At 26.5% G+C, this 12,974-nt stretch carries 15 protein-coding genes; all 15 read right to left on the bottom strand.

Features of this window, described 5'->3' with window-relative positions; genetic code table 11:
• Position 1 precedes the first annotated feature (1 nt).
• From AWT65_RS01970 to AWT65_RS01900, 15 genes are read right to left on the bottom strand one after another with little or no spacing between them, the layout of a single operon-like run.
• On the bottom strand, positions 2–592 hold the full coding sequence (locus tag AWT65_RS01970) for a TetR/AcrR family transcriptional regulator (protein ID WP_066728830.1): 591 nt from the start codon (positions 590–592) through the stop codon (positions 2–4).
• Between the two features lie 10 nt (positions 593–602).
• The gene (gene brnQ / locus AWT65_RS01965) at positions 603–1,649 is read right to left on the bottom strand and encodes a branched-chain amino acid transport system II carrier protein (protein WP_066728826.1); all 1,047 of its coding nucleotides are present in this window, start codon (positions 1,647–1,649) and stop codon (positions 603–605) included.
• 7 nt (positions 1,650–1,656) lie between these two features.
• Entirely contained in the window at positions 1,657–2,868 is a 1,212-nt protein-coding gene (gene gltS, locus AWT65_RS01960) for a sodium/glutamate symporter (RefSeq protein WP_066728825.1), read from the bottom strand.
• The gene (gene acpS, locus AWT65_RS01955) at positions 2,868–3,206 is read right to left on the bottom strand and encodes a holo-ACP synthase (RefSeq protein WP_066728824.1); all 339 of its coding nucleotides are present in this window, start codon (positions 3,204–3,206) and stop codon (positions 2,868–2,870) included. Before acpS ends, gltS begins: the two co-directional genes overlap by 1 nt.
• Positions 3,197–3,973, bottom strand: a complete 777-nt coding sequence (locus AWT65_RS01950) for a TatD family hydrolase (protein WP_066728822.1) — start codon at positions 3,971–3,973, stop codon at positions 3,197–3,199. The genes acpS and AWT65_RS01950 overlap by 10 nt, the downstream gene beginning before the upstream one ends.
• A gap of 6 nt (positions 3,974–3,979) precedes the next feature.
• Entirely contained in the window at positions 3,980–4,609 is a 630-nt protein-coding gene (locus tag AWT65_RS01945) for a C40 family peptidase (RefSeq protein WP_066728821.1), read from the bottom strand.
• Positions 4,610–4,618: 9 nt separating this feature from the next.
• Positions 4,619–5,056: a D-aminoacyl-tRNA deacylase gene (gene dtd / locus AWT65_RS01940; RefSeq protein WP_066728820.1), complete on the bottom strand. Its 438-nt coding sequence runs from the start codon at positions 5,054–5,056 to the stop codon at positions 4,619–4,621.
• Positions 5,053–6,378 carry a ribosome biogenesis GTPase Der gene (gene der / locus AWT65_RS01935; protein ID WP_066728819.1) on the bottom strand — a complete coding sequence of 442 codons (1,326 nt, stop codon included), beginning with the start codon at positions 6,376–6,378 and terminating at the stop codon, positions 5,053–5,055. The genes dtd and der overlap by 4 nt, the downstream gene beginning before the upstream one ends.
• Positions 6,379–6,389: 11 nt before the next feature.
• Positions 6,390–6,965, bottom strand: a complete 576-nt coding sequence (locus tag AWT65_RS01930; protein WP_066728818.1) for an IMPACT family protein — start codon at positions 6,963–6,965, stop codon at positions 6,390–6,392.
• Positions 6,962–7,657: a site-2 protease family protein gene (locus tag AWT65_RS01925; RefSeq protein WP_066728817.1), complete on the bottom strand. Its 696-nt coding sequence runs from the start codon at positions 7,655–7,657 to the stop codon at positions 6,962–6,964. Before AWT65_RS01925 ends, AWT65_RS01930 begins: the two co-directional genes overlap by 4 nt.
• Positions 7,658–8,551: a D-alanine--D-alanine ligase gene (locus AWT65_RS01920; RefSeq protein ID WP_066728816.1), complete on the bottom strand. Its 894-nt coding sequence runs from the start codon at positions 8,549–8,551 to the stop codon at positions 7,658–7,660.
• Positions 8,548–9,012, bottom strand: a complete 465-nt coding sequence (locus AWT65_RS06575; protein ID WP_066728815.1) for an STAS domain-containing protein — start codon at positions 9,010–9,012, stop codon at positions 8,548–8,550. The genes AWT65_RS01920 and AWT65_RS06575 overlap by 4 nt, the downstream gene beginning before the upstream one ends.
• Before the next feature lie 10 nt (positions 9,013–9,022).
• A complete protein-coding gene (locus tag AWT65_RS01910) occupies positions 9,023–9,895 on the bottom strand; it encodes an Hsp33 family molecular chaperone HslO (RefSeq protein WP_066728813.1) in 873 nt (290 codons plus the stop codon).
• Between the two features lie 2 nt (positions 9,896–9,897).
• Positions 9,898–10,446, bottom strand: coding sequence for a hypothetical protein (locus AWT65_RS01905; RefSeq protein WP_066728811.1), 549 nt, complete (start codon positions 10,444–10,446; stop codon positions 9,898–9,900).
• A 50-nt stretch (positions 10,447–10,496) separates the two neighbouring features.
• The gene (locus tag AWT65_RS01900; RefSeq protein ID WP_066728810.1) at positions 10,497–12,974 is read right to left on the bottom strand and encodes a BamA/OMP85 family outer membrane protein; all 2,478 of its coding nucleotides are present in this window, start codon (positions 12,972–12,974) and stop codon (positions 10,497–10,499) included.

Here is a 12,974-nt window from a genome sequence, read left to right as displayed (position 1 = left end):
GCTATTCCCACATTTTTTTATACATCAAATGATCAAATAGTTTAAAAAAACTTTCTATTTCATCTTTATTTCTACTAGATTTTAATTTTAACATAGTTCCTTCCATTTGATTCAATAAGATTTTTGAATAAATTTCTGGGCATATATGCTTATATCTACTATTTGTATTTGAAATCATTTGTAAAAATACCATTAATCTTATTTCTATTTTACCATAAGAATCTTCTATTTTATTCCTTATTTCTTCATTAATATCTGACATTTCTATAGCTAAATTTCCTAATAAACTTCCACCATGACAGGCATTATTTTCTACACTACTAAAATATCTTGAAAAAAAACTTCGTAATTTTACCATAGATAAATCATCAACTATATCGTCAAAAACTTTTAATAATTCTTCTGTATGCAAATCTATTACTTCCTTTAATAGATCATCCTTATTTTTAAAATAATAATAAAATGAGCCCTTCGGTATTTTACATACAGATAAAATTTCATTTACACCAGTATTAACATAGCCTTGGTAATAAAAAAGTTGCATACTTTTTCTTATTACATCTTTTCTCTTTTTCAAAACATTTTTATCCATACTTATTCATTCACTTTCTTTTTAATAAACTAAAAAATAATAAAAATATTAATACTGGATAGAAGATTGATAAAATTGGTGCAGATAATGCTATAATACTATCTACTTCTAACTGTGAAATTATAAATGCTATCGCTGTAATAACTATAGCTAAAATTTTGTATGAAAATCTACCCGCTAAATAATTGCTAACTGATGAAATTAATCCTATTGCTGTTGTAATACACGCTAACAATACTATTATTGTTAATATATATATTCCATATATTCCTAATAATTTTTTTGTAATTTCTAAAATCAAGGTTGTTCTTGATAAATGTTTTCCACTTTCTACAACTATTCTATTTCCTAGATATATTAAACCTGAATAAACAAAAGCTAAGCATATTGCTGCAATCAAACTAGCCCTTATTGAAATTTTCATAGGATTTTCTTCATTTTTCACCGTATCATAAATCATTTTTGCAAAAATTACTGAAGCTATTGCATCCAAAGTATTATAACCTTCTATAAATGAAAAAATAAAAGGTCTTGCTACTATAACTGTCTCATTATCTCCTTTTACTGATATTATACCCACAAATATTAATATAACAAGGGTTAATATTAATAAGGGAGTTAAATATTCTCCTATTCTTTCAACCACTCTACTTTTATTAATACTCAATATTAAAGCTATTAAAAAAAATAGTGCCGTAACAACTAATCTATTTGCATTAGGAAAAATAGGTAAAATTCCCATTTCATAACTTGTAGAAGCTAATCTTGGCATGGCAAGTATAGGTCCTATTAACATAAATGAAATAAATAAAAATATATTAGCTATTTTTGAACCTAAAGGTGCAAATACTTTCATATATTCGCCCTTATTTTTAATAACTACTAATAAACCAAGTAATGGAAGACCTACTGCCGTTAAAAGAAATCCAATAATAGATATTAATAAATTATTTCCTACCTTAATTCCTATATAACTTGGTAAAAATACATTCCCAGCTCCAAAAAACATTGCAAAAAGAGCAAAACCTAGTATTACAGTTTTTTTTAAATCTTTCATATTACTCCTATTTTATATATGATATAAAGCCTGTTATTATTGCTACATTGAAAAAATCGATAAATAAGGCCCCTACTATAGGAACAGTAAAAAATGCTAATTTTGAATATTTATACTTATCACAAATTGTTTCCATATTTGTTATACCATTAGGTGTTGCACCCATTCCAAATCCACAATGCCCTGCAACAATTACTGCAGCATCATAGTTAGCTCCCATGACATAAAATGTTATATATCTTGTATATAGAGCAGTAATAATTGTTTGAACTATTAATAAAATAGCTATCGGTATCGCTAAATTGATTAATTCCCATAATCTTAAAGACATTAATGCCATAGACAAGAATATATTCAAAGATATATTTTCAACTATCTTTATTTCTTGCATCGGCGAGTTTACGAAAGAATCTACTGCATCTGTTATATTCCTAATAATAGATGCCACAAACATAGGTCCTAAATAATATGGCAGGTGTTTTAATCCACACATTTTGAAAAAATAATTTAAAATGGTCCCTACAGCCATAGCTAATAATATTGCAAAAAATGCTCTTACAAATTTTTCACCATTTAAACTAGTTGCTTTCTCTTGTTCAAAGAAACTTTCATCATGATCTATTTTTTCCTTATCATCTATAGAAATATATTTATCCAGTAAATTGTATTTTTCTATCAAATGTCTTGATATAGGTCCACCTATCATCGATCCTGCAATTAAACCAAAAGTAGCTGCTGCTATTGCTACAGAGGCTGCAATATTACTATTAATTGATTGTGATATTGCTGCTGCTGTTCCATGCCCTCCTGTTAAAGCTGTTGATCCTGCCATAAGAGCTACAGCTTTATTTAATCCTAAATTAGTAGCAAATACTATTGGAACTATATTTTGTACAAAAATAAGTCCTACAGAAACTATTAAAAAAATAAAAACTTGTATACCACCTTTTTTTAAAACTTTCAAGCTAGCATTGAACCCTACACTTGTAAAAAACATAGTCATAAAAAACTTTTGCAAAATATCATCAAACTTAAACTCTAAAATATTTAATTGTCTAAGTATCAGTGTTAAAATTGCAAATAATAATCCTCCAACTACTGGTGATGGAATACAATATTTTTCTAATATTTTAAATCTTTTTCTAAACTTACGACCAATTAAAAGTAAAAGTATCGCAAGTCCTATAGATTGGATCATATCCAAATTAAAAATTAGCATTAATCATCTCCTTCTATAATTGCTATAGCTATTGCATATTCTTTTTCATGAGATAAACTAACCTTTATATTAAAATCTTTATAGTTTATCTTAGGTTTACCTAAAATATCATTTTCTATTTCAATATCTTTAAATCTCAAATTTCTAAAACCAGTACCTAATGCCTTAGCTAATGCTTCTTTTGCTGCAAAACGTGCTGCATAACTTTCATATTTATTTTTTTTCTTTTCACAATATTCTATTTCTTTTAATGTAAATACTTTTTCTTTAAAATTTTCATTTTTTTCTATTGCTTCTTTTATTCTTGATACTTTTACCATATCTATACCTACTTGCATAAATATTTCTCCAAACCATAGGCCCTAATTGCATTTCCCGTTGTAATATCAACAACATCTTCATAAGACATATTTTTTATTCTAGCAATTTCTTGTGCTACATATGTAGTCATTGTAGGCTTGTTTCTTTTCCCTCTAAAAGGTGTAGGTGTTAAATATGGGCTATCTGTTTCTAAAATAATTTTTTCTATATCTAATTTTTCAACCAATTCCTTTGTTTTTCTATTATTTTTAAAGGTTAATGTCCCACCAACATTTACATAATATCTATCTAAAATTGGTAATACAGCTTCATAAGAACCTGGATAACAATGTAATAAACCACCAACATCTTTAAATGAACTTAATATTTCTATAGTATCATTAAGTGCTTCTCTTGTATGTATAACTATTGGTTTTTTTATTCTTCTTATCATTTCAATTTGTTCAATAAAGCCTTTTTTTTGAACTTCTTTTGGATCTTTCATCCAATAATAATCCAAACCTATTTCTCCTATACCTACGATTTTAGGATTTTCCTTGGCTAATTTTTCAATAATATCTAAATTTTCCTTATTCATTGTAGAAATATCTGTTGGATGAAAGCCTACTGTTGCATAAATATTTTCATTATTGTTTGCTAATTCAATAGCCTTCATTGAGCTATCAAAATCCCAACCAGAACAAACAACAAATTCCATTTCATTTTTCACTTCAGCTATTATTTGTTCCAAATCATCCTTATACATTTCATCATTCAAATGACAATGTGCATCCACTAATTTCATAATACCTCATCTTTCACGAGCAGCATGAACTCTAACTCCAAATTTAAAATATTGTTTCCAATATGAATTTTCAAGACTTGAAAGAATTACACCATTTGAAGAAGAAGCATTAATGAATAAAGAGTTCCCTACATAAACAGCTGTATGATTTACACTATTTCTAGGTCTGAAAAACAATATATCTCCTGGCTTTAAATTTTCCTTACTTACTATTTTTCCTCTTTTTATTTGATCAACACTAACTCTAGGTAATTCATAGCCATTAAAAACTGCTCTATAGATTCTTCTTGTAAGAGCTGAACAGTCTATGCCATCTTTTGAATCTCCACCCCATCTATATTTTGTGCCTTTCCAATGCCCAAAAGCATTCATAAGACTTTCAAATAAAATTATATTATCTATTTGTTCATAAGCATTACTCAATTTTTCTTTTAATTCCTTTGTTTTAAGTTGTATAAAAGCTTCGTCATGTACATATTCTTCGTCAAAATTTTCTGGTTCTTCACCCCTATTATGATTTGCTTTTTCAATTAATGCTTCTATATTTCTTTGTCTATTATTTCTTGCAGAATAACCAATTTTACTAAAAAAGCCAAAAATCATAATAAATAATACACATAATTTATGTTTTTTCATAATATTCTCCTAAAGGTCTAGTATTACATTAACTGGGCCATTTGATAACGAATTAATTAACATAGTCGTCCTAAATTCACCTGTAGTAACTTTAGTATATTTATCCCTTAAAATTTTTAAAAATTTATCATATATTTGTTTTGCTTCTTCTTTATTAGCACAATTATCAAAACTAAGAGTTGTTCCCTTTTCTGCTTTTGCATAAAGTGAAAAGTTAGAAATTAAAAGTATTTCTCCATCTACATCTTGAATATTTAATTTTAATTTCCCTTCTTCATTTTCAAAGAATCTAAGTTTTAATAATTTTGAAACTGCTTTTTCAAGTATTTTTTCATCTTCGCCTTTTTTTACTCCCAAATATACAAGTAAACCTTTACCAATTTTTCTTGTTTCATCATTATTAATATTTACAGTTGCATAATCAACTCTTTGTATTATTAATTTCATTTATATACGTTCTCACTTTTTTTATTAAATATCATTTCAATAGGACAACCCTCGAATCCAAAATATTCTCTTAATTTTTTTTCTATATATCTCTTATATGAAAAATGTACTAGTTCTGGATTATTTACAAAAAATACAAATTTTGGAGGAGCTGTAGATATTTGTGTCATATAATTTATCTTAACAGTTCTTCCCTTTCTAGTTGGAACTGGATTTTGTGCTATAATATCTGATAATACTTGATTTAATACTCCTGTTCCAATCTTTTTATTATATTCTTCATTCAAACTTTTAACTAATTTTAAAACTTCCACTGTTCTTTTACCTGTTAAAGCTGACATTGTAATAACTGGAACATAGTTAATAAAGGGCATTTGTATTTTTACCTTTTCAGTAAATTCTTTAACTGTATTATTATCTTTTTCAAGTAAATCCCATTTATTAATAGCTATTATCATAGGTTTTTTTGCTTCAAAAATTAAACCTGCTACTCTTTTATCTTGTTCTGTAATAAATTCTGTAGCATCTAATAATAGTACACAGACATCAGCTCTATCTATAGCTTTTATTGCACGAAGTACACTATAGTACTCTATACTATCCTCAAACTTAGATTTTTTTCTAATACCTGCTGTATCTATTATGGTATATTTCTCACCCATATAATTAAAATCTGTATCTATTGAATCTCTAGTTGTTCCAGCCATATCACTTACTATACTTCTTTCCTTATTAAGCAATTTATTAACAAAAGAAGATTTTCCTGCATTAGGTCTACCTAGCACAGCTAATTTAAGTCTTTTTTCATCTTCATTATTTTCAATTCTTTCAAATTTTTCAACAACTATATCTAATAAATCTCCTAAATTAGTTTTATGTTCTGCTGAAATTCCAACAATAGTTTCAAAGCCTAAAGAATAAAATTCTAATATATTTTCTGAATCTTTTTGATAATTATCTATCTTATTAACTACCACTATAACTTTTTTATCTTTTTTTCTTAATATATTTGCTATTTCTTCATCTAAAGCTGTAACTCCTACTTTACCATCTACTAGAAATAGGACTACATTAGCCTCATCTATTGCGACCCAAGCTTGTTCTTTTATTTTGCTCATAATAAAGTCATTATTACTAGGCTCTAATCCTCCTGTATCTACTAAAACAAATTCCTTGCCTAGCCATTCTATATTTCTATATAATCTATCTCTTGTAACTCCAGGCTCATTATTAACTATTGATACTCTATCTCCAACCAACTTGTTAAATAATGTTGATTTACCAACATTAGGCCTTCCAACTATAGCTACTATATTGCTCATATCTCTCCTTTCTATAAAATTATTTTCTCTACTTCATTTATATCAAAATTTTGTATCTTTGACTTTGCAACTAAAATTTTTGTATTTATTTTATCTAAATAACTTGTATATATATTTTTAGCAGCTGTCTTTTCTATTAAAGAATCTATCAAGGCCTTCCTTGAATAATCATAAATTAACATTAAATATACTTTTTCTTCATATTCTTTAATAGTACAAATATCAACTAATTCTTTTGCAACTCTTGCATAATTTCTTATCAAACCTCCAGCTCCTAATTTTATTCCACCAAAATATCTAACTGCTAAAAGAACAACATTATATATATCTTTTCTAATTATTATATCTGCCATTGGTTTAGCAGCTGTACCTTGAGGTTCGCCATCATCATTATATTTTAAATATTCTTGTTTATTTTCAATAAGTCTATATACTGGAACTATGTGAGTTGCATTAGGATGTAATTCTCTTATTTCTTTTATATATTTTTGTGCTTCTTCAACAGTATTTACATTTTTTATATAACCTATAAATTTTGATTTTCTTTCAATAAATTCTATAGTTTTATTTTCTTCTATTATATTCATATTATTAACCTTAATATAATATTATATAAATAAGTTACAAGCCCTGAATTAATAATTAATATTAAAAGTCCTATTGAAATCAAAGGGTTGTATTCTATTATATCCATATATCTTTGTAAGTTTCTTGGAAGTATTAATCTTAATACCCTACTTCCATCTAGAGGTGGTATAGGAATAATATTAAAAGCTGCCAAAGCAATATTAGTTATTGCACTAAAGATAAGAAATTTGCTTACTATTCCAAAATATTTTAATGGAATTAAGGAAATATATGCTAATAAAAGATTAGCAAATATTCCAGCTATACTTACAAAAAAGAGTGGTAACTTTCTATTTCTAAATTTATAGTAATCAACAGGTACAGGCTTAGCACTTCCTATTATTATTGGAGAATGAAATATAAGTAAAATAAAAGGCAACAATAGACCTTTTAAGTCTATATGTTTTAATGGATTTAAACTCAATCTGCCTGCTCTTTTAGCCGTATCATCGCCAAATAAATAAGCAACAAAACCATGAGAAATTTCATGGAATATCACAGCTATTGCAAAGGCTAATACCTTTAAAATAATTAAATATGCTTGTTCTCTTAAAATTAAACTTAAAAATATTAATAAAAGTATGACATATTTTAAATAAGGATATTTTAAATCGTAATATTCTATTCTATATTTCAAATCTTTAAAAATCATTTACTCTCCTAAACTTAATTTAATTATTAAATCCAACACTTCGCTATAATTCATTCCACAACTTGCAAGACTTTTAGGTAATAGACTATGCGAAGTTAGACCTGGCAAAGTATTTACTTCCATAAAATATGCCTTATCATCTTTTATTAAATAATCAATTCTTGCATAAACTTTACATTTTGTTCCATAATATAACTTTTCTGTAAATTCTTTAAGTTCTTTATCTAAATTTTCAGAAAATTTAGGAATTGTTAATTTTGACCCTCCATCTGCATATTTAGAAGTGAAATCGTAATATTTTCCTTTTAATGCTTCAATTTTAACAACTGGATATGCTTTACCATTTATGATAGGTACAGAAACTTCTTCTCCTTCTATAACTTCTTCCATAATAGCTTCTTCATCTATTTGAAAAATATCTTCCAAGGCCCTGTCTAATTCTTCTTGATTAGTTATAAAATGTACACCTATACTTGAGCCTCCACTATTTGGTTTTATAATTAATCTCTTATATTCTTCAGGATATATTGCTTTTTCATTCTTTCTAAAAGTCCACCATTTTGCAGTTCTTATTCCATAAGTTGTAGCTATTCTTTTTGCAATATCTTTATCCATACAGATTCCACTTGCTAATACTTTTGAACCTGTATATTTTATATCCATAGAATCTAAAATAGCTTGTATTCTTCCATCTTCACCGAATTTACCATGTAGTGCTAAAAAAGCTAAATCTACATTCATATCTTTAATTTTTAAAATATCTTCCTTTTTATCAATTTTCAATTCACAAATTTCATATTTATTCTTATCTAAATTAGCTATTACTTGTTTGGCAGTACTTATTGATATTTCTCTTTCTGTTGAAATACCAGCATAAACAACACAAATTTTCATTTATTCAATCCCTTCTTCATTAATTCTACAACATTTGAAAATATTTTCTTATTTTCCTCATTTAAATTCATTAATATTTCATGCAATTCTAATATATGTTTTTTTAATTCTTCATTACTTATTTTTGTAGCTTCCACTTCTTTTGCGTTTATTTGAATTGTCTTATCTATAATTAAAACGAATTTTAATATTCCTGTCTTTTCTAAATTATCTAAAACACTTTTTGTAGGTCTTACTATACTTAAAAATTCATTATTTTTTTTCTTAAATATCAAGCTATATTTGGCAATTAAACCTAAAAAAGTACTATCAATATAGCTAGTTTCACTTAAATCTAAAATAGGTGTTTTTTTACTTTCAATTAAAAGCTTTTCAACACTAGGACTAATTTGCATAACTGCCTTACCGACTATTTTTATAATATTAACTCCATTAACTTGAGCAACACTTATATTTTCCATTTTAACTCTCCTATATTTCTTCAATATTATCTATTCTATAGGCCGCATTACAAAATCCACACACTGTTTCAACATAGCCATCCTTTTTTATTATATCCCTTATTTCATCTAAGGTATATATTCTTTTTAATAAATTCAAACAGTAATTATATGAACAGTCACATTTGAAAACTAAATCTCTTATTTCTAAATTCTTATATTCTTCTATATTATCAAAAAGTAATTTTGCAATATCTTCCAAACTCATGTCATGAGCTAACAAATCTTGTATTCCATATATTTCTTTTAACTTTTTCTTAAATTTTTCAAAAATTTCCTTTTTACATTCAGGTAAAGCTTGTATAAAAATAGCTCCTGATCTTATTAAATCGCTATTTTTATCATATTTAATACCTGTTTTTATTATGGTATCTACTTGTTCTGATTTTAAATAATATTCTTGTATAGCTTGTTCTATATCTTTATCATCATTTACATCTATAGTTGTATAATATGGTTTTTTCAAACCTAAGTCTGTTTCTATAATTAATTGTCCTTTACCAATTTTATACATTTTTGCAAAATCAGAAAATTCTGTACAAGCATTAAGTTCTTTTAACTTATCAGTTTCTATTTCATTAGTTGCTATTATTCTTCCATCTTTTCTTGCACGAGCTTTTGCTTTCCCTAATATTCCATCTGCTTTTAATAAAAGAGTAATCTTTCCATTTTCACTTTTAATATTACCTGATAAAAGAGCTGCTATATTAAGTAAGGCTAATTCAGAAGTACAAAGTATCTTTGAATTCTTATTTACATTAATAGCTTCTATAGATAAATTCGTTGTATCTGCTATAGCATATCTTACATTAGCACTTGTTCCTATTAATATTCTTGACTTCATTTTTACCTTCCTATATTAGATATATTTGCTATTGATGAGTAATAGCCCCCAAATATATTATCAATATTTTTAGATGTTACTTGTATCTTATATTTTCCTCCACTTTTAACTAATACATATTGATCAACTATCTTATTTTTCTTTAAATTATTATCTGAAAGTATTGCAAGTATTTCCTTTTCAATATTAACATCTGTTTGTCCGTTAAAGGTTTTTTGTAAAGAATTTTGAAAAACTTTTAATAATAGATCCTGTACATCAATATTTTCTATTTCTACATTAACAATTATTGACTTATCTTGTTGCTTTGTAGAATTTAATACTTTGAAATTCAAATTACTATATAAGGCATTAAAAAATAGTCTTTGCATATTATTTTTGAAATCATGTTCTAAATTTTTAACAAAGTCTGGATTTGTAGTTAATTTCATTGCATCATCTACTTTTTTTTCTTTAACATCCGTAAGAAATGTTTCAACAACCTTTTCAGGTCTAACACCACAACTAAATGTAGTTATCAGCATAATTACTAGAAAAATAAATTTCTTCATTTTTTTCCCTATCTCCTTATATATAAGGACTAGCAATGCTAGTCCTTACTCTAAAATGTTTGACCAAAACCAAATGAAAATTTACCTTTTACTTTCTTTCCTTTTTCTCTTGTTGGTGATGGTATTCTATCATGTCCAAATAAAGCCCATGCATAATCAAGTCTTATTACCCCTAAAGGTGTAGTAAGTCTTGCTCCTAAACCTATATCTGCTTTTATATTATCTTTATTAAAGAAACCAGCATATTTTTTGATTCCATTATATTTACCTTTATAATATGAATCTGTTTCTGAATTATACATTCCAAATTCACCAAAAGCAACTAATTGAACATAATCATTAATATATGTTCTATTTTCAGCAGTAGCTGTTAGTAAGGTATTAGACTTCTTATTTTCAAATGCTCTCAATGTTGTACCATCTGAAGTATTAAATAGCATATTTTCTGGTGTTCCTTTACTTGCATACCCAAAAGTTAATCTATATGCCATACTATTTTTATCTTTATATACTTTTTGATATGCTCTTGCATCCAAGTTTAAGATATAGTATGCTCTTCTCTTTAATCTATTTGTTGGATCATTGCCAATTTCTTTTAATGAAGGTATGCTATTTTGAGTCTTGAAATATTCATCAACACTTTTTTTATAACTTGCACTTAAATTTTCATAGGCTTTTTTCTTTTCACTTTTTTGTTCTTTTGTTGCACTATTATATGCATCCTTAGCTCGTTCTACTTCTTCTTCTAATTGTTGTAGAGTCTTTTCTGAGCCATTACTTTGAACTTTATGTTGTTTCATGTTTTGATATGCTTCTTTCAATTTTCCTGTTCTAAATTTAGCTATAGCTTCTTGTGTTAAACTCTTTTCTCTGAAGATATATCCCAATTCTGTTGTTAAATTGATTAAAGAACCACTTTTTGGTATAGCTGCATCATCTCTTGTATCGTAAGTTAAACCTAATGTTGCTGAACCCAAAGTATAGTCAACAAAAACTTGTGGTGTTCCCTTGTCTTTTTTTGATTTAATACCTTCTGCATTAGTTGTCTTTATTCCATATACTCTTGGTTTAATTGTAACAAAGACATCACTATTTATTCCCTTACCAACTGTTAAACTTCCACCATAAACATAAGAACCTTCAGCCCTTACTGTATTGGCTAATTGATATGGTAAATCTACCTTATTACCTTTTGAAAGTTCAAAATTCTTATATGATTCTAATAAATCATTTCTCTTTGTTTTCTCTCTCTTAAAGAATAAGCTAGCTCCAAGTTGTAATCTCTTAGTTCCTTTAAGCCATGGATCAAAGAATGAAGTACTTATATCATAATTCCCCTTAGTACCAAAGTTTGCTGAAATTGATACATCTTGTTGTCTTCCTAAGAAATTCTTATCTGCTAAAGTTAACCCTCCTGTTAAACCTTCTTTGCTTTCATAAGCAACTTGTGCATTTATTGATGTTGTTGGTCTTTCAGTTACAACAAAAGTAACATCTCTTTTTGAAGCATCTTCTGCATTTTTTTCTATTTTTGGTTCTACTGAACTAAATAACCCAGTTCTATAGTATTCTTTAATTGTAGAAGTAATAGCATTTTCTGTAACAAAATCTCCTTCTTTTATATATGTCATTCTATCAAAGATATATGGTTTTGTTTTTAATTTTGCCTTACTTTCTGATAATCTTCCATTTTCTTCTATTTCAACCTTTTTCTTGTATTTTACACTAGCAGCCTTTCCTTCACTTATCACAATATGAACATTTCCATCATCTGTTATCATAGCTGATTCCATTTTTGAAGTTAAAAATCCTTTTTGATGATAAAGTTTCATAATTGGACTCATATCTGGATTTAGACTATATGAATTTAAAATATTTCCTGGTTCCAATTTTGAATATTTTATTAAGTCATTTTTATTAAATGCTGTTACACCATCTATTTGAACTGTTTTTATAATAGGATTTTCAGTAATTTTAAAAGTTATATCTACTGTCTTTGTTTTTGCATCTCTATTAACTACAGGGATTATTTCTTTAAAATATCCTGTATTTAATAAGGTTTGAACTGTGTTATTAACAGTTATAGGAACAAAATATTCTCCCAATTTAACTTCAATTAATTTTTCTATTTCACTAGTTGGTATATTTTTATTTCCTTCAATTTTTACACTATTAACTAATAAATCTGTTCTCTTTGAAGCTTCAAAAGCAGCTATTCTATCTTGTAATTTTTTCATAGCATTATCTACTTCATCAACTTCTACTACTAAGTCTACACCTTTTTCTGTTTTTGTTGGATAAATATTTACATTTGTAATTAAATCTGTTTTTAATAAACTTAAATATATATCATTTAAATCCTTATTTTTATATTCTTCTCCAACTTTAACAGGTAAATTATTTAATATATACTCTTTTGGTAATTCTTTACTATTTTTTATTTCTATACTATTTATTGTTATAGAATACCCTTTAACAGTTAATAAAACTGATGCAAGCATAAGACTTACTTTTAATTTATTATTCAT

It is taken from the genome of Sneathia sanguinegens, from assembly GCF_001517935.1.
GTDB classification, from domain to species: domain Bacteria; phylum Fusobacteriota; class Fusobacteriia; order Fusobacteriales; family Leptotrichiaceae; genus Sneathia; species Sneathia sanguinegens.
The sequence above is the reverse complement of the archived record's forward strand: the minus strand, read 5'-3'. Positions and strand labels throughout refer to the sequence as shown.